General features: G+C 72.8%; 25 protein-coding genes. 15 read left to right on the top strand and 10 right to left on the bottom strand.

The genetic code is table 11. From position 1 onward, the window contains the following. Positions 1-34: 34 nt before the first annotated feature. The 8 genes from AC5L35_RS13765 to AC5L35_RS13730 all read left to right on the top strand — a co-directional run bounded on the left by AC5L35_RS13765 (position 35) and on the right by AC5L35_RS13730 (position 8,989). A complete protein-coding gene (locus AC5L35_RS13765; RefSeq protein ID WP_495060003.1) occupies positions 35-1,357 on the top strand; it encodes an MFS transporter in 1,323 nt (440 codons plus the stop codon). 4 nt (positions 1,358-1,361) lie between these two features. Further along, positions 1,362-2,531 carry an anhydro-N-acetylmuramic acid kinase gene (locus AC5L35_RS13760; protein WP_495060002.1) on the top strand — a complete coding sequence of 390 codons (1,170 nt, stop codon included), beginning with the start codon at positions 1,362-1,364 and terminating at the stop codon, positions 2,529-2,531. Further along, positions 2,528-3,466, top strand: a complete 939-nt coding sequence (locus AC5L35_RS13755) for a MurR/RpiR family transcriptional regulator (RefSeq protein WP_495060001.1) — start codon at positions 2,528-2,530, stop codon at positions 3,464-3,466. The genes AC5L35_RS13760 and AC5L35_RS13755 overlap by 4 nt, the downstream gene beginning before the upstream one ends. Further along, a complete protein-coding gene (gene murQ / locus AC5L35_RS13750) occupies positions 3,457-4,353 on the top strand; it encodes an N-acetylmuramic acid 6-phosphate etherase (RefSeq protein ID WP_495060000.1) in 897 nt (298 codons plus the stop codon). Before AC5L35_RS13755 ends, murQ begins: the two co-directional genes overlap by 10 nt. 110 nt (positions 4,354-4,463) lie before the next feature. Next, positions 4,464-5,123, top strand: a complete 660-nt coding sequence (gene nucS, locus AC5L35_RS13745; RefSeq protein ID WP_433275494.1) for an endonuclease NucS — start codon at positions 4,464-4,466, stop codon at positions 5,121-5,123. 153 nt (positions 5,124-5,276) lie between these two features. Then, on the top strand, positions 5,277-6,776 hold the full coding sequence (locus AC5L35_RS13740; protein ID WP_495059999.1) for an aldehyde dehydrogenase family protein: 1,500 nt from the start codon (positions 5,277-5,279) through the stop codon (positions 6,774-6,776). A 104-nt stretch (positions 6,777-6,880) separates the two neighbouring features. Further along, positions 6,881-8,665, top strand: coding sequence for a 3-hydroxyacyl-CoA dehydrogenase family protein (locus AC5L35_RS13735; protein WP_495059998.1), 1,785 nt, complete (start codon positions 6,881-6,883; stop codon positions 8,663-8,665). Between the two features lie 15 nt (positions 8,666-8,680). After that, the gene (locus tag AC5L35_RS13730; protein WP_495059997.1) at positions 8,681-8,989 is read left to right on the top strand and encodes an Rv1322 family protein; all 309 of its coding nucleotides are present in this window, start codon (positions 8,681-8,683) and stop codon (positions 8,987-8,989) included. Between the two features lie 19 nt (positions 8,990-9,008). Here the strand turns inward: AC5L35_RS13730 and AC5L35_RS13725 are convergent, their stop codons facing one another. The 4 genes from AC5L35_RS13725 to mce all read right to left on the bottom strand — a co-directional run bounded on the left by AC5L35_RS13725 (position 9,009) and on the right by mce (position 13,630). Continuing rightward, positions 9,009-9,881 carry a helix-turn-helix domain-containing protein gene (locus AC5L35_RS13725; protein WP_495059996.1) on the bottom strand — a complete coding sequence of 291 codons (873 nt, stop codon included), beginning with the start codon at positions 9,879-9,881 and terminating at the stop codon, positions 9,009-9,011. Positions 9,882-10,361: 480 nt separating this feature from the next. Continuing rightward, positions 10,362-11,669 (bottom strand): hypothetical protein, encoded by a 1,308-nt coding sequence (locus tag AC5L35_RS13720; RefSeq protein ID WP_495059995.1) that lies wholly within the window; start codon positions 11,667-11,669, stop codon positions 10,362-10,364. 91 nt (positions 11,670-11,760) lie between these two features. Next, the gene (gene ccrA / locus AC5L35_RS13715) at positions 11,761-13,092 is read right to left on the bottom strand and encodes a crotonyl-CoA carboxylase/reductase (protein ID WP_495059994.1); all 1,332 of its coding nucleotides are present in this window, start codon (positions 13,090-13,092) and stop codon (positions 11,761-11,763) included. Positions 13,093-13,192: 100 nt separating this feature from the next. Then, the gene (gene mce / locus AC5L35_RS13710) at positions 13,193-13,630 is read right to left on the bottom strand and encodes a methylmalonyl-CoA epimerase (protein ID WP_495059993.1); all 438 of its coding nucleotides are present in this window, start codon (positions 13,628-13,630) and stop codon (positions 13,193-13,195) included. A gap of 140 nt (positions 13,631-13,770) precedes the next feature. On the opposite strand from mce, the gene AC5L35_RS13705 reads away from it, so the two are divergent. Both AC5L35_RS13705 and meaB read left to right on the top strand, forming a co-directional pair. Continuing rightward, positions 13,771-14,961: an acetyl-CoA C-acetyltransferase gene (locus tag AC5L35_RS13705; protein ID WP_495059992.1), complete on the top strand. Its 1,191-nt coding sequence runs from the start codon at positions 13,771-13,773 to the stop codon at positions 14,959-14,961. A 24-nt stretch (positions 14,962-14,985) separates the two neighbouring features. Next, positions 14,986-15,957 carry a methylmalonyl Co-A mutase-associated GTPase MeaB gene (gene meaB / locus AC5L35_RS13700; protein WP_495059991.1) on the top strand — a complete coding sequence of 324 codons (972 nt, stop codon included), beginning with the start codon at positions 14,986-14,988 and terminating at the stop codon, positions 15,955-15,957. Here the strand turns inward: meaB and AC5L35_RS13695 are convergent. Both AC5L35_RS13695 and AC5L35_RS13690 read right to left on the bottom strand, forming a co-directional pair. Continuing rightward, complete coding sequence (locus tag AC5L35_RS13695) at positions 15,944-17,062, bottom strand: helix-turn-helix transcriptional regulator (RefSeq protein WP_495059990.1); 1,119 nt, start codon at positions 17,060-17,062, stop codon at positions 15,944-15,946. The genes meaB and AC5L35_RS13695 overlap by 14 nt on opposite strands. After that, positions 17,059-17,976: a pentapeptide repeat-containing protein gene (locus AC5L35_RS13690; RefSeq protein WP_495059989.1), complete on the bottom strand. Its 918-nt coding sequence runs from the start codon at positions 17,974-17,976 to the stop codon at positions 17,059-17,061. Before AC5L35_RS13690 ends, AC5L35_RS13695 begins: the two co-directional genes overlap by 4 nt. Positions 17,977-18,087: 111 nt before the next feature. Between AC5L35_RS13690 and AC5L35_RS13685 the strand changes: the two genes are divergently transcribed. Further along, positions 18,088-18,309 carry a hypothetical protein gene (locus AC5L35_RS13685; RefSeq protein ID WP_495059988.1) on the top strand — a complete coding sequence of 74 codons (222 nt, stop codon included), beginning with the start codon at positions 18,088-18,090 and terminating at the stop codon, positions 18,307-18,309. A gap of 24 nt (positions 18,310-18,333) precedes the next feature. On the opposite strand, the gene AC5L35_RS13680 is transcribed toward AC5L35_RS13685, so the two are convergent. After that, positions 18,334-18,837: a MarR family winged helix-turn-helix transcriptional regulator gene (locus AC5L35_RS13680; protein ID WP_495059987.1), complete on the bottom strand. Its 504-nt coding sequence runs from the start codon at positions 18,835-18,837 to the stop codon at positions 18,334-18,336. A 73-nt stretch (positions 18,838-18,910) separates the two neighbouring features. Here AC5L35_RS13680 and AC5L35_RS13675 point away from each other — a divergent pair, with 73 nt between their 5' ends. After that, entirely contained in the window at positions 18,911-19,219 is a 309-nt protein-coding gene (locus AC5L35_RS13675; protein WP_495059986.1) for a thiamine-binding protein, read from the top strand. 78 nt (positions 19,220-19,297) lie between these two features. On the opposite strand, the gene AC5L35_RS13670 is transcribed toward AC5L35_RS13675, so the two are convergent. Then, positions 19,298-19,591 (bottom strand): hypothetical protein, encoded by a 294-nt coding sequence (locus AC5L35_RS13670; RefSeq protein ID WP_495059985.1) that lies wholly within the window; start codon positions 19,589-19,591, stop codon positions 19,298-19,300. Positions 19,592-19,858: 267 nt separating this feature from the next. Between AC5L35_RS13670 and AC5L35_RS13665 the strand changes: the two genes are divergently transcribed. Together AC5L35_RS13665 and AC5L35_RS13660 are read left to right on the top strand one after the other, a co-directional pair. Beyond that, the gene (locus AC5L35_RS13665) at positions 19,859-20,749 is read left to right on the top strand and encodes an SCO6745 family protein (protein ID WP_495059984.1); all 891 of its coding nucleotides are present in this window, start codon (positions 19,859-19,861) and stop codon (positions 20,747-20,749) included. Between the two features lie 158 nt (positions 20,750-20,907). Next, positions 20,908-21,822, top strand: a complete 915-nt coding sequence (locus AC5L35_RS13660) for a tetratricopeptide repeat protein (protein WP_495059983.1) — start codon at positions 20,908-20,910, stop codon at positions 21,820-21,822. A gap of 110 nt (positions 21,823-21,932) precedes the next feature. Here the strand turns inward: AC5L35_RS13660 and AC5L35_RS13655 are convergent, their stop codons facing one another. Beyond that, on the bottom strand, positions 21,933-22,376 hold the full coding sequence (locus tag AC5L35_RS13655; RefSeq protein WP_495059982.1) for a MarR family winged helix-turn-helix transcriptional regulator: 444 nt from the start codon (positions 22,374-22,376) through the stop codon (positions 21,933-21,935). A 108-nt stretch (positions 22,377-22,484) separates the two neighbouring features. On the opposite strand from AC5L35_RS13655, the gene AC5L35_RS13650 reads away from it, so the two are divergent. Continuing rightward, positions 22,485-23,708 carry an FAD-dependent monooxygenase gene (locus AC5L35_RS13650; RefSeq protein WP_495059981.1) on the top strand — a complete coding sequence of 408 codons (1,224 nt, stop codon included), beginning with the start codon at positions 22,485-22,487 and terminating at the stop codon, positions 23,706-23,708. Here AC5L35_RS13650 and add read toward each other — a convergent pair. Then, positions 23,705-24,727, bottom strand: a complete 1,023-nt coding sequence (gene add, locus AC5L35_RS13645; RefSeq protein ID WP_495059980.1) for an adenosine deaminase — start codon at positions 24,725-24,727, stop codon at positions 23,705-23,707. The genes AC5L35_RS13650 and add overlap by 4 nt on opposite strands. Positions 24,728-24,875: the final 148 nt, after the last annotated feature.

The raw sequence follows: 24,875 nt of genomic DNA, 5'->3' as shown, positions 1-24,875 counted from the left end.
GAGCATTATTGCCATCGAGGGAGGCGAGGTCCGGATGACCACCACGCGCAGCGCCGGCGAGACCGGCACCGGGAGTTCCCGGCGGGCGGTCGTCGCGGGCACGGTCGGCAACTTCATCGAGTGGTACGAGTTCGGCGTCTACGGTTTCTTCGCCACGATCATCGCCGCCAACTTCTTCAGCCCCGACGGGGCAGGCGGCCTGGAGAGCCTGATCAAGACCTACGCGTCGTTCGCGCTCGCCTTCTTCTTCCGGCCGATCGGGGCCGCGCTCTTCGGCCGGGTCGGCGACCGGATCGGCCGCAAGCCCACTCTCGTGCTCGTCCTGCTGCTGATGACCGCGGCCACCTTCCTGATCGGCGTGCTGCCCACCTACGCCACCGTCGGTGCCGCGGCCCCGTGGCTGCTCACGCTGGTCCGGGTGCTGCAGGGCCTCTCCGCGGGCGGCGAGTTCGGCGGCGCGGTCTCGGTGATGACGGAGTTCGCGCCCGCCGGGAAACGCGGGCTCTACGGCTCGTGGCAGTCGTTCACCGTGGCGCTCGGGCTGCTCGCCGGCGCCGGGCTCGCGGCGATCATGGGCGCGGTGCTCACCGCGGACCAACTCGCGCTGTGGGGGTGGCGGGTGCCGTTCCTGCTCGCCCTGCCACTGGGCCTGGTGGCGCTCTGGCTGCGGCTGCGGCTGGAGGAGACGCCGTCGTTCCGGCGGGCGGCCGCGGCCCCGGAAGCAGCGGTGGGGGGCGAGCCCGTCGCGGTGCCCGGTGCCGCTGCCACCGCGCGTGCCATCGGGGTGGGGGCCGCCCGGTTGATGGGCTGGTCGGCGGCGGGCTACACGTTCCTCGTGGTGATGCCCGCCTACCTGCAGTCGTCGCTGGGTGCCTCGTTCCAGCAGGCGCTGGTGGCCACGGTGCTGGCGAACGCCGGGTTCGCGCTGACGATCCTGCCGGCGGGTGTGCTCAGCGACCGGATCGGGCGGCGCCCGGTGATGCTCACCGGCACCGTGCTGATCGTCGTGCTGGCCCTGCCGTTGCTGAACATCCTGCAGGACCGCGGCAGCGGCACGTTCCTGCAAGGCCTCGCCGTGCTGGTGGCGGGCGCGGTCGTCGGCCTCATCGCCGGACCGGGACCGGCGATGCTGTCGGAGATGTTCCCGACCGGCGTCCGCTACACCGGGCTCGGCCTGGCCTACTCGTTGTCCAACGCGGTCTTCTCCGGCTCCGCCGGGCTGATCATCACGGCGCTGATCGCCCAGACGTCCGATGTGGACATCCCTGCCTACTACGTGATGGCCACCTGCGTGGTCAGCGCCGTCGCACTGGCCACGCTGCGCCGGGACAGCCACCGCAGGCCGCTGGGGGAGTGAGCGCGTGCGGGTGATCGGGATGATGTCCGGGACGTCCTTCGACGGGATCGACGCTGCGGCGGCCGACCTCGAGTTCGACGGCGACCGGATCGTGCTGCGCCTGCTCGGCGGGGTCAGCACGCCCTACCCGGACGACCTGCGCGCCCGGATCGCCGCGGCGCTGCCCCCGGCCGCCACGACTATGGAGGAGGTCTGCCGCCTGGACGCCGGCATCGGGCAGGCCTTCGCCGGGGCCGCCGCCGAGGCGAACGCGCAGCTGTGTGGCGGGCGTGCGGACCTCGTCGTCGCACACGGTCAGACCGTCTTTCACTGGGTCGACGGCGGCACCGTCCGCGGCACGCTGCAGATCGGTCAGCCCGCCTGGATCGCCGAGCGCACCGGCTGCGCGGTGGTGGCCGACCTGCGCAGCCGCGACGTCGCGGCAGGCGGCCAGGGCGCCCCGCTGGTGAGCATGGTCGATGTGTTGTGGCTGCGCGGACGGCCCGGCGTGCCGGTGGCGCTCAACCTCGGCGGCATCGCCAACGTGACGGTCGCCCCGCCCGGTGCGGACCCGATCGCGTTCGACACCGGTCCGGCCAACGCGCTGCTCGACCTGGCGGTGTCCGACCGCACCGGCGGCAGACTGACCTGCGACGTCGACGGGGCGATGGCCGCGCGTGGCCGGGTGGACGCCGCCCTGCTGGGGCGCCTGCTCGACGAGCCCTACTACGCGCGCGAAGCGCCGAAGACCACCGGCAAGGAGCTCTTCCACCGCGGGTACCTGGACGCCGCGTTGGCGGGCCGCCCACCCGTCGCCGACGACGACCTGGCGGCCACCCTGACCGCGCTGACCGCCCGCACGGTCGGGGACGCCGTTCGTACCGTCGGGGGCACCGAGGTGATCGCCGCGGGCGGCGGCACCCGCAACCCCACGCTGATGCGCATGCTCGCCGGGGAACTGCCCGGCGTTGCGGTGCGCACCTCGGACGAGCTCGGCCTCCCCGCGCTGTGGAAGGAGGCCTACGCGTTCGCGTTGCTGGGCTTCTGCACGGTGCACGACATCCCTGCCACCGTGGCGAGCTGCACCGGGGCGCGGCACCCGAGCGTCCTCGGCGCGATGCTGCCCGGCCGGGACGGGTTCCCCTGGCGGCAGCGGCCCGAGCGGCTGCCCCGGATGCTGGAGCTGGCGTCGTGACCGACCTCGCCGCCCGGATGCGGGCCGTGCTTCCGGAGCTTTCACCGGCCGAGGCCACGGTCGCCACGCGCCTGGGCGCCGATCCGGTTGCCGCTGCCCAGCTCACGATCACCGAGCTGGCCCGGGAGACCGCGACGAGCACGGCGACGGTCGCCAGGGTCGCACGGCGGCTCGGTTACCCGGGCTACCCCGCGTTGCGGCTGGCGCTGGCCGCGCTGGCCGCGCTGGACAGCGGCCAGGGTGCCGGGCTGCCGCTGGACTCGGGTGTCGCCGACGACGACCCGATGCCCACGGTGCTGCGCAAGCTCGCGGCGTTCGAGGGCGAGCAGCTCGCCGGCACCGCCGAGCTCGTCGACGGCGACGCGCTGGAGGCGGTGGTGGCGGCCATCGCCAGGAGCGGGCGGATCGACGTCTACGGGATCGGAGCCTCCGGCCTGGTGGCACAGGACCTCGCGGCCAAGCTCGGCCGGATCGGCGTGCTGTGCCTGGCCCGTCCCGAGCACGACGCCGCCGTGGTGAGCGCGGCCCTGCTCCGCCCCGGCGATGTCGCGATCGGCATCTCGCACTCCGGGGAGACGGCGGGGGTCGTGCGGCCCCTGCAGGCCGCGCGGTCGGCGGGTGCGGTCACGGTGGCGGTCACCGGGGCGTCGCGCTCCGGGCTGGCCAGGGCCGCGGACCACACGCTGCTCACCGCGGGCCGCGAGTTCGGGTTCCGCTCCGCGGCGATGGGCAGCCGCACGAGCCAGCTGTTGGTGGTCGACACCGTGTTCGTCGGCGTCGCCTACCGCACGCCGGGGGCGCTCGCCGCGCTGGAACGCACGCACCGGGCGGTCTCGGGTGGCAAGGGGGGTCCGGCGCGGGAGCGTGTCGAGCCGCCCGACGGCGCCGGACCCGGCCCGGATCGATCCGATGTGGATGGACAACCATGGACCTGACGACGCTCACCACCGAGGCCCCGAACCCGGCCACCACAGACCTCGACCGGATGCCCGTGGCCGACCTGCTCGCGCTGATGAACGCCGAGGACCGGCGCGCCCCCGAAGCCGTCGCCGCGGCACTGCCGCAGGTGGCCGAGGCCGTCGAGCTGATCGTCGCGGCGCGGGCGCGGGGCGGCAGGCTGGTCTATCTGGGCGCAGGCACCAGCGGCCGGCTCGGTCTGCTCGACGCCGTGGAGTGCCCCCCGACGTTCGACGTCGACCCCGCCGAGGTGGTCGGGCTGATCGCGGGCGGGCGCCGGGCGTTCACGGAAGCCGTCGAGGGCGCCGAGGACGATCCCGCGCTCGCCGCCGAGGACCTGCGCGGTATCGGGCTCGGGCCCGACGACGCCGTGGTCGGCCTGACGGCGAGCGGGCGCACCCCGTACGTGGTCGGCGGGCTCGACCACGCGCGTTCGGTCGGTGCGGCGACGGTGTCGGTGGCCTGCAACGTCGGTGCCGTGGTCAGCGCTCACGCCGACGTCGCGATCGAGCTCGACACCGGCCCCGAGGTGCTCACCGGGTCCACCCGCCTCAAGGCGGGTACGGCGCAGAAGCTCGTGTGCAACATGCTCTCGACCGCCGCGATGGTGCGCGACGGCAAGGTGTTCGGGAACCTCATGGTGGACGTCCGGCCGACCAACGCCAAGCTCGTCGACCGGGCGCGGCGGATCGTGGCCGCCGCCGCGGGCACCGACGCCGCCACCGCCGCGGCCGCGCTCGAGGCCGCGGGCGGCCAGCCCAAGGTCGCGGTCGTGATGCTGCTGGCCTGCTGTTCGCGCGTGGCGGCGCTCGACCGGCTCGCCGAGGCGGGAGGACGGGTGCGCGAGGCCGTCGGGATGTCCTGACGGCCGGCGTCGCACCGGCGCGGGGTCCTCGCAGAGGCCGGGGGGCTCTGCGAGGACCGGCGTACTGCCCGGGCGCCGTCCCCCGATTTCGGGGCACTAGGGTCGCCCTGGTGCGTCTCGTCATCGCCCGCTGCCAGGTGGACTACGTCGGCAGGCTCACCGCACATCTTCCGATGGCCCCGCGCCTGCTCCTGGTCAAGGCCGACGGATCGGTGAGCATCCACGCCGACGACCGCGCCTACAAGCCGCTCAACTGGATGAGCCCTCCGTGCTGGCTGGAGGAGCAGCCCGGCGTGTGGACGGTGCGCAACAAGGCCGACGAGTCGCTCGTGATCACCATCGACGAGGTGCTGCACGACTCGAAGCACGAGCTGGGCGTCGATCCGGGCCTGGTGAAGGACGGTGTGGAGGCGCACCTGCAGGAGCTGCTGGCCGCCCACCCCGGCGTGCTGGGCGAGGGCTACACGCTCGTGCGGCGGGAGTACATGACCGCGATCGGCCCGGTCGACCTGCTCTGCCGGGACGCCGACGGGCGCAGCGTCGCGGTGGAGATCAAACGCCGCGGCGAGATCGACGGCGTCGAGCAGCTCACCCGGTACCTGGAGCTCATGAACCGGGACCCGCTGCTCGCGCCGGTGGCCGGGGTGTTCGCCGCACAGCAGATCAAGCCGCAGGCCCGCACGCTGGCCGAGGACCGCGGCATCCGGTGCGTCGCCGTCGACTACGACGCGCTGCGCGGAACCGAGAGCAAGGACCTGCGCCTCTTCTGAGCCGCCCCGCCCCCGCCCGCCCGCCCGTTGCAGCAAAGCCACTTTCATGCAATCTCGTTGCCGCAAAGTGGCTTTGCTGCAACTTGCTGGGCCCCGGACCCCGGGGGCGTGAGGGTCCTGCAGGCTTGGTGCTGCTGCCCCTACTCTTGAGTAATGACCGCCACCGACACGCCCGCTCCCGGCGTCAGCGGGGCCTCGGCCACGTTCGAGTCGCTCGACCCGCGGACGGGCGACGTGGTCGGCACGCACCCGGTGCACGACGCCGCCGCCGTCGAGGCCGCCGTGGCGCGGGCCGCCGGCGCCGCGCAGTGGTGGGCCGAGCTGGGCTTCGCCGAGCGCCGTCGCAGGCTGGGTGAGTGGCGCAAGGCGCTGGTGCGCCGCATCGACGACCTGGCCCAGGTCGTGTCCGACGAGACGGGGAAGCCGCTCGACGACGCGCGCCTCGAACTCGTGCTGGCGATCGACCACCTGGACTGGGCGGCGAAGCACGCCGAGAAGGTGCTGCGCCGCCGCACGGTGTCGGCCGGGCTGTTGATGAGCAACCAGGCCGCCAGCATCACGTACGTGCCGATCGGGGTGGTCGGCGCGATCGGCCCGTGGAACTACCCCGTGTTCACCCCGATGGGTTCCATCGCCTACGCGCTGGCGGCCGGGAACGCGGTGGTCTTCAAGCCCAGCGAGCTGACGCCCGGCGTGGGCGTGGCGCTGGCCGACACCCTCGCCGAGATCGTGGACGGTCAGCCCCTGCTGCAGGTGGTCACGGGCTTCGGCGAGACGGGTGCCGCGCTCTGCCGGGCCCCGGGGGTCGGCAAGATCGCGTTCACGGGCTCCACCGCCACGGGCAAGCGCGTGATGGCCACCTGCGCCGAGACGCTCACCCCGGTGGTCATCGAGTGCGGCGGCAAGGACGCGCTGATCGTCGACGCCGACGCCGACCTGGGGGCGGCTGCCGACGCCGCGGTCTGGGGCGCCATGTCCAACGCCGGCCAGACCTGCGTGGGTGTGGAGCGCGCGTACGTGCTCGACGCGGTCGCCGACGCGTTCACCGAGAAGGTGGTGGCCGCGGCGCGCGGCCTGCGTTCCGGGTCGACCGGGGACTTCGGGCCGATGACGATGCCGTCCCAGGTGGACGTGGTGCGCCGCCACGTGGATGACGCGCTCGCCCGCGGCGGACGTGCGGTGGTGGGTGGGGCGGAGTCCGTCCAGCGGCCGTTCGTGGAGCCGGTGGTGATCGTCGACGTGCCCGAGGACAGCTCCGCGATCACCGAGGAGACGTTCGGGCCGCTGCTCGTCGTCAACCGGGTGCCCGACGTCGACGAGGCCGTGCGCCGGGCCAACGCCACCGGGTACGGCCTCGGCGCCACGGTGTTCTCGAAGAGCCACGGCGAGGAGATCGCGGCGCGGCTGCGCTGCGGGATGGTGTCGATCAACGGGGTGATCTCGTTCGCGGGCATCCCCAGCCTGCCCTTCGGGGGTGTCGGCGACTCCGGTTTCGGACGCATCCACGGTGCCGACGGGCTGCGCGAGTTCACGCGCCCCCAGGCCGTGGCGCGCCAGCGGTTCGCGCTGCCCATCCGCGTCACCAGCTTCCGGCGCACCTCGCGCGGGATGAAGGCACTGCTCGGGATCGTGCGGCTGCGACACGGCCGGTAGGCGGCAACCGGTGCGCCCGGGTCGGGGCAGTCACACGGCCGCCCGTGCGCGCCCCTGTAATGCGAGGATCCCGGGGATTGTCCTCGGTGAACGGGAGGTGGACGGTGGCACGGGAGTTCCGGACGGTCGGCGTGGTCGGTCTGGGCACGATGGGTGCGGGCATCGTCGAGGTGTTCGCTCGCAGCGGGCTCCACGTGGTCGCCGCGGAGGTGGACGACGAGGCGGTCCAGCGGGGCCGCACGCACCTGGAGACGTCCACCGCGCGCGCTGTCGGCCGCGGCAAGCTGACGCAGCAGGACGCCGACGAGCTGCTCGCCCGGATCGCCACCACCACGTCACTGGCCGACCTGTCCGACGTCGACCTCGTGGTCGAGGCGGTGCCGGAGCACCTCGACCTCAAGGCCACGCTGTTCGCGGAGCTGGACGCGGTGTGTCGCCCCGACGCGATCCTCGCGTCCAACACCTCGTCGCTCTCGATCACCGAGCTGGCGGTGCGTACCGGGCGCCCCGGCAAGGTCATCGGGATGCACTTCTTCAACCCGGCACCCGTGCAGAAGCTCGTGGAGCTGGTGCGCACCGTCGTCACGGAGCAGGACGTCGTGGACGACGCCAGGGCGTTCGCCGCCACGCTCGACAAGGTGCCGGTCGTCATCGGTGACCGTGCCGGGTTCATCGCCAACGCGCTGCTGTTCGGGTACCTCAACCACGCCGCGCAGATGTACGAGGCGCACTACGCGAGCCGCGAGGACCTCGACGCCGCCATGCGGTACGGCTGCGGCTACCCGATGGGCCCGCTGGCCCTGCTCGACCTGATCGGGATCGACACGAGCTACGAGATCCTCGACACGATGTACCGGGAGTCGCGCAACCTGATGCACGCGCCCGCCCCGGTGCTCCGGCAGATGAGCACCGCCGGCCTGCTCGGTCGCAAGACCGGCCGTGGCTTCTACTCCTACGCCAAGCCGCACAGCTCCGAGGTCGTGCCCGACGCCCTCACCCCGTCCGGTGCCGCTGCGCCCGACGTGGCCGGCCGCGACGTGCAGCGTGTCGGCGTGGTCGGCACCGGCACCATGGCCACGGGGATCGTCGAGGTCTTCGCCAGGGCCGGGTTCGACGTGATCGTGCGGGGGCGCTCGAAGTCGAAGATCGACAACTGTGTGGCCACGGTCCGCAAGTCGCTGGACAAGGCGGTGGTGCGCGGCCGGGCCACCGAGGCCGACCGCGACGCCGCGCTGGCCCGGATCACCGGCACCACGCACCTGGAGGGCCTCGCCGACGTCGACCTGGTGGTGGAGGCGATCGCCGAGGAACTCGACGTCAAGCGGGCGGTGTTCGGGGCGCTCGACGAGGTGTGCAAGCCGGGCGCGATCCTCGCCACCACCACGTCGTCGCTTCCGGTGGTGGAGTGCGCCGCCGCCACGTCCCGCCCGCAGGACGTCGTCGGGCTGCACTTCTTCAACCCCGCGCCGCAGATGAAGCTCGTCGAGGTGGTCTCGACGATCACCACCGCCCCCGAGGTGGCGACCTCGGCGCGCGCTCTGTGCGAGCGGCTGGGGAAGGTGCCGGTGTCGTGCGGTGACCAGGCCGGGTTCATCGTCAACGCGCTGCTGTTTCCCTACCTCAACGACGCGGTGAAGATGCTCCAGGCCCACTACGCCACCGCCGACGACATCGACGCCGCCATGAAGACCGGCTGTGCGCTGCCGATGGGGCCGTTCGAGCTGCTCGACGTGGTGGGGCTGGACGTCTCGCTGGCCATCCAGCGTTCGCTCTACCAGGAGTTCCGGCTCTCCGGTCTCGCCCCGGCCCCGCTGCTGGAGCACCTGGTCACCGCGGGAAGGCTGGGCCGCAAGACCGGGCACGGCTTCCGGGACTACGCGGCGCGCTGAGGCTGTTGCGTCGCCGTGCCCAGATCCAACCGTCCGCGACGTCCGACGCCGGGGCGCACCGAACACGTCCCGCTGCGGTCGGCGTCCCTCACGAGGATCGAGAGCGCAGCCGACGGCGAGTGGATGGTGCGCAGCGTCCCGGGTTCGTCGTCGGCGAAGACCTACCGCTGCCCCGGCTGCGACCATCTGATCCCGGCAGGCGCCCCGCACGTCGTGGCGTGGCCCGCCGCCGAGTTCGGGTCGGTGGAGGAGCGCAGGCACTGGCACGCCCCCTGCTGGCAGGCCCGGGACCGGCGCGGCCCGGGCCGGCGGCGATGGCGCTGACGCCGGCCGTCGCTCGAGATCAGCGAGGCCCCTTCGGGGAGGGGAGAGCGGACATGATCTTCTCGAGCAGGTCCCGCGACTCGTCGGGGCCGTGCGCCAGGTGGCACAACCCGTCGAACATCCGCAGATACTCCTGGACGCTCGCTTGTTCCTTCAGGTAACGCTGCCCGGAATGGGTCTCGATCGCGACGATGTCGCGGTCGATGTCGTCGGCGAACTGGAAGACGGTGAACATGCCGAACAGGCCCGCGTGCACCCCGGCGTCGAAGGGCAGGATTCGGATGGTGATGTTGCGGTGCAGGGAAAGGCGATGTAGCTGATCGAGCTGCGCGCGCATCTCCTCGGGGGATCCGACCTCACGGTGCAGCGCGCCTTCGTCGATCACGGTGATGAGCCGGGTGCGGTTCCGTGAGGCCAGCAGCAGTTCCTGTCGCCGCCCGCGGATCTCGATCAGCCGCTGGATCTGCTCGACAGTTCTCGGCGGCGGCAGTTTCCCGAGAAGGTGGCCGGCGTGCTCCGGCGTCTGAAGCAGGCCGGGAATCAGCGAGAGAGCGAACGCCCTGATCGTCGACGCTCCCGACTCGAAGTCGAGATAGGCGTTGAGCGGCGGCGACACGACGTCGGAGTACTGCTTCCACCAGGCCTGCCTCCGGCCTGCCCCCGTCCACTGCCGCAGCCGGTCGGCGGTGGCGGTGTCGACGCCGTAGAACACGATGAGGTCGCGGATGTCGCGGAGCTGAGGGGCTCCCTGCCCGTTCTCCAGCCTGCTGAGCTTGGACGTGGAAATGAGGGTGGCGTCGGCGACCTCGTCGAGAGTGCGGTGGCCCCGGATACGGCGAAGCTCCGCACCGAGTCGTCGGCGGGGCAGCAGGGGACCCTCGTCCGGCGCCATTTCCCGCCTCCGATCATGTCCGGATGCGGAGTGTCCACTCTGGCGGTCCAATGATGACAGCGCCGATCAGGTACTTGCGTTTTGGAATCCCATCGGAGGGTGACGTACGGGTGCGGCGTACAGGTGGAACGGTGTGGGATTCCCAGTATTGCCTTGCAACTGGAGGATTCCGAAGCGCAACCTGGATCTGCGGCTCCCGACCCGGACCCGGGGCGGGCAGCGGGGTCGCCCCTCGACGAAGGGGGCACGTACCATGTTGACCATGATGGCGGTCGTTGGAATCGCCGCACTGGTAGGAATTGCCCTGATCATCGGGCGAATGGACACCGTGGCGCGGCACGGGGCGTGGAGGAGAATCGCCGCCGCCCGCCACCAGGTGTGGCTCGACGAACAGGATCTTCGGAACTCGGCAGACCAGCCCAGGTGCGCGGACTGCCCGACGAACCGGCCGGGAGGTCAGCGGCTGGGCCGCTGACACGCTCAGCGGCGGCCGGCAGCCGCCCGGGTGCGGCGACCAGAGCGCGCACCGTTGGCGTCGTCGCTGTTGGTGTCGCTGCCGGTGTCCCTGTTGGTGTCCCTGTTGGTGTCGCTGCCGGCGTCGCTGCCGGCGTCGCCGGCAGGGCCCGGGTCCGAGCCGTTCTCGGCGGTAGCGGCAGCGGCCGCGGGATCCCGAGGCGCAGGCACCACACCGTTGTCGGACCTGCCCGGATCCACGGCAGGCTGTTCCCGCGGGGCGGTCAGGGTGACGAGCGCGCGGTCGAGGACCACGCGCGCGTCGCCCAACTGCTCACTGATCCGCTTGCGCAGCTCGATGAGCTCGCCGAGCCGGTTCTCCGCGTCGCCGACGACAGCGCGGCCGATCGCCTTCGCCTTCGCCTCTTCCTCGCGGTAGCGCTCTGCGGCCGCTGCGCGCAGCTCCTCCGCCTGGCGGTGGGCTTCCTTCCGTTCCGCGGCGATCGCGGCCAGGGCCTCGGTGCGGCGCTGGTCCAGGGCGATCACGAAGTCCTCTTCGGCCACGGCGCGCCGTGCCTCCGACTCGGTCCAGGCGCGGGCCCTGTCCTGCTCTGCCCTCGCGACCTCGTCGGCGAGCGTCTGCTGCGCATCGCGTCGCTCCGCGGCGAGCTGCTCCTGGGTCATCCTGCGCTCGAGCTCGAACTCGGTGCGGGCCTGCGCGAGATCCTGGGTGAGCACCTCGGCCTCGGCCTTCGCCGCGGCGACGATCGCCTCCGCCTCGGTCCGGGCGTCGGAGAGGATCTGCGTCCGCTCCGCCGTGATCTCCTCCGCCTCGGCCTGGGCGGCGCCGATGATCTCCGACCGCTGCGCCGTGATCGCTTCCGCCTCGGCCTGCGCCTCGGCGAGGGCCTGCGTTCGCTGCGCCTCGATCGTCTCCGCCTCGGCCTGCGCCGCGGCGATGATCTGTGTCTTCTGCGCCTCGGCCTCCGAGATGCGCCTGCTGACCTCGGTCTCGGCCCGGCCGAGCATCTCGGCGACCTCGTCCTGGGCCAGCCGCAGCATCGTGCGCATCCGCTCGCTCATGCCCTGCACGTTGTGCCCCGGGCTCACCAGCGTGCGGACCTGCGCGCGCAGTTTCTCCGCCCGGACCCGCGCCTCGTCGAGCTCCCTGGCGAGCTGGCCCGCCTGCTCGAGCGCTGCGTTCCGGTCGGTGACGAGGATGCTGACGTGCGCGTCCAGAGTGCGCAGGTGAGTGTCGACCTGACCCTGGTCATAACCCCTTCGCACGACCTCGAAGCCGGTGTCGGTCGAGGGCGGAACGGGGTCTGCGGGCATGGAGGTCACCGTACCGGGCACACCTGGGAGCGTCCCCAGGTGCAACCACGATGGTGAATGCCCTCACCCGCTCGTGCGACGGACGTTGCAATCAGACGCCGCGGAAGCGGTTGATCGCGTGGAGGTGCTTCGCTCGCTTCTCCGGGTCGGTCACGCCGAGTCCTTCGGAGGGGGCGAGCGCCAGCACCCCGACCTTGCCCTGGTGGCTGTTGGTGTGGACGTCCATCGCGGCCTGGCCGGTCTCCGCGAGCGGGTACACCTTGGACAGCGTCGGGTGGATGAGGCCCTTCTCGACCAGCCGGTTCGCCTCGAACGACTCCCGGTAGTTGGCGAAGTGCGAGCCGATGATCCGCTTGAGGTTCATCCAGAGGTACCGGTTGTCGAAGGTGTGCTCGTAGCCGGTCGTGGACGCGCAGGTGACGATCGTGCCGCCCCGGCGGGCGACGTAGACGCTGGCGCCGAACGTCTCCCGGCCCGGGTGCTCGAAGACGATGTCCGGGTCGTCGCCACCGGTCAGCTCACGGATCCTGGCCCCGAGCCGCTTCCACTCCGTCGGGTCCTGGTTGTGCTCGTCCTTCCAGAACCGGTAACCCTCCGCACTGCGGTCGATGATCAGCTCGGCGCCCATCGCGCGGCAGATCTCGCCCTTCTCCGGCGAGGAGACGACACAGACCGGGGTGCCGCCGCCGTTCAGCGCGAACTGCGTGGCGTACGAGCCGAGCCCGCCGGACGCCCCCCACACGAGCACCGTGTCGCCCTGCTTCATGCCGGCGCCGTTGCGGGAGACGAGCTGTCGGTAGGCCGTGGAGTTGACGAGCCCGGGGCTCGCCGCCTCCTCCCACGTCAGGTGCCGGGGCTTGCGCAGGAGCTGGTTGGACTTGACCAGTGACAGCTCGGCCAGGCCGCCGAAGTTCGTCTCGAACCCCCAGATACGTTGCTGGGGGTCCATCATCGTGTCGTTGTGCCCGTCGGAGCTCTCCAGCTCCACCGACAGGCAGTGGGCCACCACCCGGTCGCCGGGCTTCCAGAGGTTGACGCCGGGGCCCACGCGCAGCACGACACCGGCCAGGTCGGAGCCGACCACGTGATAGGGCAGGTCGTGCCGCTTGGTGAGCGGCGAGAGCCTGCCGTAGCGGCGCAGGAAGCCGAAGGTCGGCATCGGCTCGAAGATCGAGGTCCAGACCGTGTTGTAGTTGATGGCGCTGGCCATCACGGCCACCAGCGCCTCGCCGGGTCCCGGTTGTGGGGTCGGCACGTCGTCGAGGTGGAGGCTCTTGCGGGGGTCCTTCTCGCGTGCCGGGATGCCCGCGAACATCTCCGTCTCGTCGGCGTGCACGGTGATGCCGCGGTAGTGCTCCGGGACGTCGAGCCCGCCGATGGCGGCGTCCTGGTCGGCGAGTATCGCGTCGAGGATCTCCTGCACGGCTGGCCTCCGTTGGTCGCGAGTGCGTGGTATCCCAAAGGTTACTGCGCGGTATGGTACCCGGCGGTCCCGTTCGGCAGGAGTGACCAGCGCCACTCCGTCAGTGGCTGTCGGCCGCCGCCTGCTCCACGAGCTCGACGAGCACGCCTCCCGCGTCCTTCGGGTGGACGAAGTTGATGCGGGAGCCCGCGGTGCCCCGGCGGGGCTCGTCGTACAACAGGCGCATGCCCTTGTCCCGCAGCGCCGCGCAGGTGGCCTCGATGTCCGCCACGCGGTAGGCCATCTGCTGGATCCCCGGGCCGCTGCGGTCGAGGAACTTGCCGATCGCGGAGTCGTCGCGCAGCGGGGCGAGCAGTTGCACCGCGGCCCCGGCGTCGCCGGGCGCGGACAGCATCGCCTCGCGCACCCCCTGCTCCTCGTTCGTCTCCTCGTGCGTCGCGACCAGTCCGAACGTGTCGGCGTACCAGGCGATGGCCTCGTCCAGGTCGGCAACGGCGATCCCGACGTGGTCGACCGCGAGGACGGTGTGCTCTCCCATGGCGGGAATGTAACGCGGCGCGGCCTTGACGTGCGGTTGTGCGGGGCGTCACCACTCCTGCGGTGTCGCGAACCGGAATCATCGGTGTGGGTCCGGGTATCGTCTGTTGCCCGCGCCGTCGCAGCCGCTGGAGGTCGATCGTGTCCGGATCCGTGATCGTGGCAGGTGCCCGCACCCCGATGGGAAAGCTCTTGGGCGGGCTGAAGGACTTCAGTGGTGCCCAGCTCGGGTCGTTCGCCATCAAGGCGGCGCTGGAGCGGGCGGGTGTCGCCCCGGAACAGGTCCAGTACGTGATCATGGGCCAGGTGCTCACAGCGGGTGCCGGCCAGATCCCGGCCCGGCAGGCGGCCGTCGGTGCGGGCATCCCGATGGACGTTCCCGCGCTCACGATCAACAAGGTGTGCCTGTCGGGGCTCGACGCCATAGCGCTGGCCGACCAGCTCATCCGGGCGGGTGAGTTCGACATCGTGGTGGCGGGCGGCCAGGAGTCGATGACGCAGGCTCCCCACCTGCTGCCCAAGTCCCGTGCCGGGTTCAAGTACGGCGACGTCACGATGATCGACCACATGGCCCACGACGGGCTCTTCTGCGCCTTCGACCAGGTGGCGATGGGCGCGTCCACGGAGAAGTACAACTCCCGCTACGACGTCACGCGCGAGGAGCAGGACGAGTTCGCCGCCCGTTCGCACCAGCTCGCGGCCAAGGCCTCGGTGGACGGGACGTTCGCCGAGGAGATCACTCCCGTCACCGTGCCCCAGCGTAAGGGCGATCCCATCGTCGTCGACACCGACGAGGGCATCCGCGGCACCACCACGGCCGAGGGCCTCGGGAAGCTGCGCCCCGCCTTCTCCTCCGACGGCACGATCACCGCAGGCTCGTCCTCGCCGATCTCCGACGGCGCCGCCGCGGTGGTGGTCATGAGCCGGGCGAAGGCCGAGGAGCTCGGGCTGACCTGGATCGCGGAGATCGGGGCGCACGGCGTGGTCGCAGGCCCCGACGCGAGCCTGCACGAGCAGCCTGCCCAGGCCATCAGGGCCGCGTGCGCCAAGGAGGGCATCGACGTCTCCGACCTCGACCTCATCGAGATCAACGAGGCGTTCGCGGCGGTGGGCGTGGTGTCCACGAAGAAGCTGGGCGTCGACCCCGAGAAGGTCAACGTCAACGGGGGCGCGATCGCATTGGGCCACCCGATCGGGATGTCCGGCGCCCGCCTCGCGCTGCACCTGGCGCTGGAGCTCGGGCGCCGCGGCGGCGGTGTCGGCGTGGCGGCGCTCTGCGGCGGCGGCGGGCAGGGCGACGCCCTGGTCATCCGCGTGCCGGCGGCGAGCTGACCCCGCGAGCCGACCTCCACTGCCATGGCGCGCCGGGTGGCGGTGGCCGACCTGGTCGGCCGGGCCCGGCGTGGTGAGCAACTCGCCGTCGCGCGGCTGATCTCCCTGGTGGAGGACGGCGGTGACGTCGGCAGGCTGCGTGCGGTGGCCGCCGCGCTGTCCCCGTACACCGGGCGAGCCCACGTCGTGGGGTTGACCGGGCCACCGGGTGTCGGCAAGTCGACCTCGACATCGGTGCTGGTACGCGCACTGCGCGCCCAGGGCAGGCGGGTCGGGGTGCTGGCCGTCGACCCGTCCTCACCCTTCTCCGGCGGCGCGCTGCTCGGCGACCGGGTGCGGATGGGGGAGCACGCCACCGACGACGGGGTGTTCATCCGCTCGATGGCCGCCCGGGGGCACCTGGGCGGCCTGGCGTGGTCCACCCCGCAGGCCCTCCGGGTACTCGACGCGGCGGGCTGCGACGTGGTGCTGATCGAGACCGTCGGGGTGGGGCAGTCCGAGGCGGAGGTGGTGTCGCTCGCCGACACCACGGTGGTCCTGCTCGCCCCCGGCACGGGTGACGGCATCCAGGCGGCCAAGGCGGGGATCCTCGAGGTGGCCGACGTGTTCGTGGTGAACAAGGCCGACCGCGACGGCGCCGACCAGGCGATCCGCGACCTCCAGCACATGCTCTCGCTCGGGGAACCCCCGGCCGACCGTGGCTGGACGCGGCCGGTGGTGCGCACCGTCGCCGCGCGCGGGGACGGCGTCGACGACCTGGTGGCTGCGCTCGACGCCCACCGCGACTGGCTCGACGCGGTGGGCGAGCGGGAGCGGCGGCGGCTCCGGCGCGCCGAGGCGGAGATCGAGGCCATCACCCTCGAGCAGGTGCGCGCGCGGATCGGCGACCTCCGGGGGGCGCGCGGGCTCCGCGAGCTGGCGCAGCGGGTGCTCGCCGGCGAGCTGGACCCCTACCGCGCAGCCGACGAACTGACGACCGAGGTCACCCCGACCTGACGCGCGTGGCCAGGCGGGCAGTGGTCTGCTCCGATCCGATGCGGCGCGCGATCTCCCTGGCCCGGCGCGCGTGGTCGGCCGCGTCGAGCGGCCGGACGGGCCCGAGCGCGAGCGCGAGGTCGGCGTGGACGGCGGCCCGATGGCGGACCGACCGAGCGGCGGCGAGTGCCCGTTCCAGCGGCCCGACCGCCGTGGCGTCGCCGAGCTCGACCAGGGTGCGGCCGTGCCAGCGGTGCAGGTCGGCCAGCTCGACGACCGGGACGCCGCGGGGAGCGATGACGTCGACCGGTGTGCGCCGCAGCCGCCGCTCGGCCGCCGCGATGGCCCGGCGGGCGGCGGCGTCGTCACCCGCTGCGGCGCGGGCGACGGCGCGGGCGGCCTCCAGGCGCACCTGGGCGGGTTCGGAGGTGTCAGGCACTGCCCGGTCGAGCAGCCCGACGGCGGCTCCTGGCTCACCGACCTCGACCAGCACGGCGGCCTGCCCGGCCACGGCGACGGCCTCCGGCAGGCCGGCCTCCCGCGCCGCGGTGCGGGCGCGGTCGTAGCGGCGCCAGGCGTCGTCGGGGCGGCCGCTGTCGAGCTCCTGGGCCCCGGCCAGCGCCGCGGCACCCGCCAGCACGGCCGCCACCTCCGCCCGCCGGGCGCCCACCAGGGTGTGGACGAGCGTCTCGTCGAGCTGCTCCACCAGCGCGCGCACCAGCTCACCCGCACCAGCGGCACCCAGCTCGTCGTCGAGCCGCCCGGCGACCGCGAGCTGCTCCCACCACAGCTCGAGGCCGGTGTCGCCGACGGCCGCGGCCGCGGCGACCGCCGCCCGGAGCCGGGCGGGAGCCGTGGACGTGGCGTCGGCCGTGGGCGGCCCCGCGATTCCCAGGTCGGACGGGGAGCGGCCGTACAGCTCGGCGAGGAGCGACCGGTAGTGCGGCTCGGGCAGGGCGTGGCCGTTCTCCCAGCGGGAGAGGAGTGTCTTCAGGCTCGCCGCGGCCGCGACGGGGGTGCCCGTGGTGCGGCCGAGCGCCGCCAGCTGCCTGGCCGCGTCGGCCTGGGACCAGCCGCGCGCCGCCCTGGCGGCCCGCAGGCTCGTGGACCCCACGCCGCTGGTCATGCCGGTGTGGGGTCGAGCGGCCAGCTCGACCGGTCGCCGGCCACCCTGGTGCCGTCGGCGACGGTGAGGACACCGGAGTGCCGTTCCGGTGGCGTGGCGTCGACGTCGACGAAGGCGGCCGCGGTGGCGCCGTGGAGGACCGTCTCGCCGCCGAAGGTGGTGTCCCGGAAGGACACTCCTCCGCCGAACCGGGAGTCGTGCATGTCCACCTTGCCCAGGAAGGAGGCGCCGGAGAACAGCGCGGGTTTGCTCGCCTCGACGCCGCCGAGCCGGGTGATGCCGTAGAACCGCGTGCGCCGCGCCGTGAGCCGCCCGATCCTCCTGCCCTCCAGCCGGAAGTACTCGAGGCTCGCGCCCGTGAGATCGAGATGGTAGGCGCGTGGGTCGTGGTTCGTGCCCCACGGCAGCAGGTCGGTGATCAGCCGTTGGGCGGTGAGCCGTACCTGTCGTTCCAGGTCGGCGTCCGGGGCGTCCCCGGTGGCGGGTGCCCGGTCGGGGTCGTCAGCCCGCAGCGCGTAGCTGGGATGCGAGAAGGGCCTGCGCAGGTACGCGCACAGCACGTCGAGCACCGTCTGCTTGTAGCGGGGAGTGGACTCGGCGAGCCACGCCAGCGCGTGCAGTGCGCCGACACGCACCTGGTCGGCCTCGTTGCCCAGGAGCTCGACCGACCGCGCGAAGCGCTCGTCCGCCACCTTCTCGTTCTCGAGCTCGTGGCGCGCCTCCTCGGTGCGTCGCCTGCGGTCGTTGAGCCAGAGCGCGTACAGGGCGACGACGGCGCCACCGCTCAGGCCGCCGGTCTTGATCGCCTCGGCCTTGGACGCGGTGGGCTCGACCAGCAGCAGCACCACCGTGGTGCACACGGTGACGACGAGGGCCGCGACCACACTGGCCCCCAGGAGGATCCGGCCTCGCACGTCAGCTCCTCGCTGTCGATCTCCCCGTCGTCGCTCAGACTGTCGGGGTCGCCACCTACTGTCAACGCTGTTGCCGCAACAGGCGACAACAGCGCTGAGGAGGGATGGACGATGGATCTGACGACGTACTCGGTCTGCGTGCTCGCGGGGTCGGCCGGGGGAGCGGTCAGCGGCTACTACGCGGGAGGGCGGCGCCGGGCAGGCCGCCGCACGGCCACCCGGTCCACGCGCAGTCGCACCATGCGGTCGTGGCCCGGCGGTCGTCGGCGCCACCGGCGGCGGCCGGGGGCCGGTCGGGGCGCCGGAGGCGCCGTGGGGCCGCCGTCGCCGTGAGGGGCTCCGCGGTGGCGGCCCGCCTCAGTCGAAGTCGCCCGCTGCCCTGCGCACCTTGGCCAGCAGGTCGGTCAGTTCGGTCTCCTGCTCCGGAGCGAGGCCGCTGAGGCCGAACTCGATCGCTGTCACCGACTTCGTGGCGTCCTCCAGGATGGCGGTGCCGGCGTCGGTGATCTCCACCAGCGTCGCGCGCCGGTCGGTCGGATGTGGGATGCGCCGCACGAGTCCGTCGGCCTGCAGTCGATCCACGATGTTGGTCACGCTCGTGGGGTGCAGTTGGAGGCGTTCCCCCATCACCCGCATCGGCAACCGGCCGGTACGGGAGAAGCTGAGCAGCACCAGAGCCTCGTAGCGGGCGAAGGTCAGACCGTGCGGGCGCAGTGCCCCGTCCACCGCGGAGAGGAGGATCTGCTGCACCCGCATCACGCTGGTCACCGCGGCCATCGTGCGCGCAGGTCCGATCCGCTCGTCCCAGATCGCCGCCGCCCGCAGGATCGGGTCGAACGGAAGCGGGTCGTGGCTGGCCATGACCGGCGACGCTAGCAGTGAGGTGCGCGGTCGGGGTCGCGGTCGTCGCCTTTGCTGCGGCAGGCTGGCGACCATGCTCTTCGCATTCAGTATCGCCCCGGCCGGAGGCAACTCCGGCACCGACAGCGTGAGCGAGGCGGTCGCGGCGGCCGTCCGCGTCGTCCGCGAGTCCGGACTGCCCAACGAGACCACCTCGATGTTCACCACGATCGAATCCGAGACGTGGGACGAAGGCATGGAGGTGGTGAAGCGGGCCGTCGAGGCGGTCCAGGCTCACGCCCCCCGGGTGAGCCTGGTGCTGAAGGCCGACATCCGGCCGGGTCACTCCGGCCAGTTGACGGCCAAGGTGGAGCGGGTCGAGGCGGCGCTCGACAAGGGCTGAACCGAGTCCGGGCCGAACGGGCAGGCGCCGCAGCGCCGGCCCGTTCGGCCCAGAACCGGAGGAACTACGAGGAACTACTCAGCCCCGGGAGATGACCAGGGTGAAGAAGAAGACGCCGAGAAGAATGGCGGCCGTACCGAGAAGCATCGCGATCTTGGCCCGCTTCGCCGACACGGGGCGGCGAGAGGCGGCACTACCGAGGCCCAGTGCCGTGGCGCCGATGATCCAGGCGAGGAGTGGCACCGGACTGACGATCACGGCGACCACGCCCACGATCAGGGCCGCCTTTCCGAGCTTCGGGCTCTCACTCTTGGCTGTCCTCCTGCGGGCGTCCTGGAGGAGGCGGTCGGCAACGGTGTTCTCCGTGCTCATGCGGGTTCCTTGGAGGGGGAGGCCGCGTACCCGCGGCATTGGATTCGACGCAGAGCGACCATTGATCACTCGTACCCTTCTCAACGATTGCCCCGGCGTCCCCGGTGTTCTGCCAGTCCGGTGACCAGGTGGCTCCCAGGGATGACGGGGTCGGGAATTTCGACTGCACAGAGTCACCAGAACGACCGGACCGGTGAATCTCCGCGCGAGTTCCTCCCCGTCCTGACGCCGGGCGGGAATGTCGATCAACCAGCTGCGAGGAGTGCGATGAACGAGAATTCGGGCGCCCCCGACGATCACCGGTCCCGCCGGCTGTGGCGGGCACTGGAGCCCGTGCACGCGGTCGTGTACTTCGCACCGGAGTGCCAGGCGGCGTGTGAGGCACTGGGCACCGAGGGCTACTGGATGAGCTACTTCGCGCTACGGGCCGCGCCGCTCGGAGCGGCGCCTGCCGAGCTCGTCGCGGCTCTCTTCTACAACTTCCATCCGGGGCTCGTCGCGAGGGCGGTGCCTGCCGTGTGGGAACTGGCGGGTCCCGAGCGCTATCTCGACCTCCGCCTCGAGGCGGTCGACGCGGCACTGCGGCGGCTGCTCGGTGCCGAGGTGCTCGGCTCCCCCGAGGTGGCAGCGGCGGCCGCGATCGCGCGTGACGCGGCGCTGGCCGCACCCACGGCAGGCCGCGCCCTCGCCGCCGCGAACCTCGCCCTGGAGTGGCCGCAGGCGCCGCACCTCGTGCTCTGGCACGCCCAGACCGTCCTGCGGGAGCAACGGGGCGACGGGCACGTCGCCGCCCTGCTCATGGCCGGGCTGGATCCCGTCGAGGCGCTCGTCCTCTTCGCGGCCGACCACGCGATGGACGCGGAGTGGTTGCGCAGGCGCCGTGGCTGGTCGGAGGTGGAGTGGGCGGATGCGGCACACCGGCTCTCCGAACGCGGCCTGCTCGAGGAGGGGGCGCTGACGCCGGCCGGACGCGCCGTGCGGGCCGAGGTGGAGGCAAGCACCGACGCGCTCGCCGACCCACCGGTGGCCGCGATCGGGGCCGCGGCGGCCGAGCGGCTGGTGGATCTGGTCGCGCCCGTGGTCACCGCCATCGTCGGAGCCGGTGGATTCCTCGCCGCCAACCCGATGGGGCTGCGTCCGCTCGTGCCGGTGACGTGAGCGCGAACCGCTCACCACCGGCCACCGCGCGCTACGACCGGGAGTCGGGCAGAGGGGTGCCGGTCGGGGCACACGGCGGATGCGGCCGGTGGCAGGATGAACACGTGTCCCGACCCGATCCTCGTCAGGCGGCCAGAACGGCCGCACTGTCGTCCGCCATGGCCGGTGCGGTCGACCTGTCCGCCCTGAAGGCCCGCTCGGAGGCCGCGGCCCGGCCGCAGCAGGCGTCCGGGGGAGCGGAAAGCGCTGGCAGTAGCGCGTTCGTCATCGACGTCACCGAGCAGACCTTCCAGACCGACGTTCTCGAGCGGTCGATGCAGGTCCCCGTCGTCATCGACCTGTGGGCCACCTGGTGTGGCCCGTGCAAGCAGCTCTCGCCGGTGCTGGAGCGCCTCGCCGAGGCCGGCAACGGCGCGTGGATCCTGGCGAAGGTCGACGTCGACGCCAACCCGCGGATCTCGCAGGCCTTCGGGGTCCAGTCGATCCCCATGGTGGTGGCCGTCGTCGGGGGCCAGCCGGTGGACGCGTTCAACGGGGCGTTGCCCGAACCCCAGGTCCGCCAGTGGATCGCCGCGCTGCTCGACGCCCTGCGTGACCGGATGCCCGCCATCGCCGAGGCGGAGGCAGGCGCCGGGGCGGTGGACGAGCCGGCGGAGGAGCCGGAGGACCCGCGCTTCACGGCAGCGGAGGACGCGCTCGAACGCGGCGACTACGTGGCCGCGGAGGATGCCTACCAGCAGATCCTGGCCGTCGAGCCGGCCAACGAGCAGGCCGCTGCTGCCCTGTCGCAGGTGCGCTTCCTGGCCCGTGCGGAGAGCGCCGACCCGTCGGCCATCGCCCGCGCGGACGCCGCTCCCGACGATGTCGACGCCCAGATCGCCGCGGCGGACGCAGAGGTGGCCACCGACAGCGTCGAGGCGGCCTTCTCGCGGCTCGTGGCCACGGTCGCGCGCACCGCAGGCGACGACCGCGACCGGGTCCGCGAGCACCTCGTGGGGCTGTTCGAGCTGTTCCCGGCCGACGACCCCCGGGTCACCGCGAGCCGGCGATCCCTCGCGCGCGCTCTCTTCTGAGCCGCAGCCACCTGTCACGCGCGCTCGGCCCCGTCCTCGCACCGTCCACGGACCCTGTGAGGACCGGGCCCGGCGCCCGGCGCCCGTCGCGCCGGTGCGCTCGGGCCGAGCTACCGGTCTGCCATCGCGGCCACGACGCGACGCAGGTAGTCCAGCACGACGGTGCGCTCGGCGGGGTGCAGGGAGTCGGACACCTCGTCGATCGCGGAGATGACGGGGTGCCAGGCCTCGGCACTCGTGCACCGGGCGTCGTCGGTGATCGCGACGGTGACGCGACGCCGGTCGTGCGCGTCGTGGGCGCGGCGGACGTGGCCGGCCCGCTCGAGCCGGTCGAGCATCGCGCTTCCTGACGCCGCCCGGATGCCCAGCCGTCGCGCGAGGTCCACGACCCCCATCGGCCCGTGCTGCTCGAGCAGGTAGAGCGCGGTCATGTCGGTGGTGTTCATCCCGAGCTCGCGGGCCTTGCGCGCGTTCAGCTCCCGCGATGCGTCGCCCAGCCGCCGCACGGCGACGGTCAGCTCGTCCAGATCTCCGCCGCCCGAGGTCCCGCCCATCCCGCTCCCGTCCGCCGAGCGCCCGGTCGAAACATGGTTAGACAATCTACATACTAGATGGTCGAACTTTTCGTCCGAACCGGCCACGAGCCGAACCGAAGGTGCCTCATGTCCTCTCGCCGCATCCTGGTCTCGGGTGCCAGCATCGCAGGGCCCGCCCTGGCCTACTGGCTGCATCGGGCCGGCTGGGCGGTGACGGTCGTGGAGCGGTTCGCCGGCCTGCGCGAGGCCGGCCAGAACATCGACATCCGCGGGGCCGGCCGCGAGGTCGTCCGCCGCATGGGCCTCGAGGAGCAGATCCTGGCCGCGCGCACCGGCGAGCGGGGCAGCATGCTCGTCGACGGGCACGGCCGGTCGGTCGCGTCCTTCGCGGCAGGCACCTCCGACGGCGACGGCCTGACCGCCGAGATGGAGATTCTGCGCGGCGACCTCTCGCACATTCTCCACGAGCGCACCGCCGGCGACGTCGAGTACGTCTTCGGCGACCAGATCACCGCCCTCGACGACACCGGCGACGCGGTGACGGCGTCGTTCCGGAACGGAGGGGCGCGCACCTTCGACGCCGTCGTGGTGGCCGAGGGCCTGACCTCGCGCACGCGATCGCTGGTGCTCCCCGACGCCGAGGTCACCGAGCTCGGCCTCTACATCGCCTACCTGACCATCGAGCGCACCGCCGCCGACGACGACTGGTGGCGCTGGTACTTCGCCCCGGGCGGGCGCCAGGTGACGCTGCGTCCCGACAACCACGGGACGATCCGGGCCACCCTCTCGGTCGCCTCACCGGTCCGCGGGCTGGAGGACCTCGCCCCCGCCGACCAGGCGAGCGTCCTCCGCCGGACGTTCCGGGGTGCGGGCTGGGAGACCGAGCGGGTGCTGGCAGCACTCGACCGCGGCGAGTTCTACTTCGACGCGGTCGGCCAGATGCGGACTCCCCGCTGGAGCCGCGGGCGGGTCGGGCTGGTCGGCGACGCCGCCTACTGCCCGTCGCCGCTGAGCGGGATGGGAACCAGCCTGTCCATGGTCGGCGCCTACCTGCTCGCGGGGGAGCTGGCGAGCGCCGCCGATCCGCTTCGGGCCTTCGCGCGGTTCGACACGCTCATGCGGCCCTACGTCGACCGGGCCCAGAAGCTCGCTCCAGGGGTCCCCGCGATCGCCTACCCGCGATCCCGCGCGGGGATCGCCGCCCTGCGGACCGCGGTCCGGCTGGCCGGCAGCCCGCCGGCCCGGCGGTTCGGCGGCATCGCCGGCCGGCTCATCGCCCCGCCGGCGGACGCGATCGAGCTGCCCCGCTACCCGGTCCTGCGCGATGCCGGAGAGGTCGTGGCCCGCTAGGCCGCGGCGGCCACGACGGCGTCGATCTCGGCGAGGATCCGCGTGCGCAGCTCGTCCGAGCAGAACGCGGCACGCGCGCCGGTCCTGGCGATCTCGGCCAGCTCCGGGATGCCCATGCCGAACACGTCGTGGCACAGCCGGTACTCGGTGTCGAGGTCGGTCTGGAACATCCCGGGGTCGTCGGTCGCGAGCGTGACCGGTACGCCCGCGGCCACCAGCGCGGGCAGCGGGTGGGCGGCGAGCGAGGGCGCCGCGCCCGTCAGGAGGTTGGACGTCGGGCACACCTCCAGCGGGATGTGGTGAGCGGCAAGGTGCTCGAGCAGCCGCGGGTCCTCCGCAGCGGCGATGCCGTGGCCGATCCGCTCGGCACCCAGCTCGGTGAGGGCGGCCCAGATCTCGCTCGGCCCCACGGTCTCGCCTGCGTGGGGCACGCTGTGCAGCCCGGCGGCCACGGCCCGGCGGAACGCCGGCGCGAAGTCGGCCCGGCTGACCCCCAGCTCCGAGCCGCCCAGCCCGATGCCGACGGTGCCCTCCGGACGGTGGCCGACGGCGAAGTCGACGGTCTCCTCGGCGCCCGCCGGGCCGAGGATGGCGTCGGCGTCGAAGACCCAGCCCAGCTCCACGCCGTGTCTTTCCCGCGCGAGGGTCCGGCCGTCGACCAGGGCCTGCGCGAGCTCGTCGTAGTCCACCCCGCCCATCCGGTGCCGGACCGGGGTGACCTGCACCTCGGCGTAGCGCACGGTGCGGGCGGCGAGGTCCGCCGCCAGCTCGGTCACCAGCGTCACGACGTCCGCCGCTGTGACCAGCAGGTTCACCTGGCGGTAGACGTCGAGGAAGTGCGGGAAGTCGGTGAACGTGTAGAAGCGACGCAGGGCGTCGAGCTCAGTGGGGACGCCGCCGTCGGGGTGGCGTCGCGCGAGGGTCAGCACGGTGTCGAGCGAGGCGGATCCGACGAGGTGCAGGTGCAGCTCGACCTTGGGCAGCGCGGCGACGAAATCCGCCACGGTGGACGTGGACATGGCAGGACGACCTTCCGGGAACGACGGGTACGGGGACGGGCGCGCACGGCCCGAATCACCAGTCGGTGTCGCCCCGGTCGTAGCACTCGCCGTAGAGGGGGTGCCGGAGCAGCGCCGCTCTGCGGAGATCCACCCAGCAACCTTCCCC

This window comes from Pseudonocardia sp. OZ21 (assembly GCF_059359135.1).
Note: the sequence above shows the minus strand (reverse complement) of the source record. Positions and strands in the feature narration are given on the sequence as shown.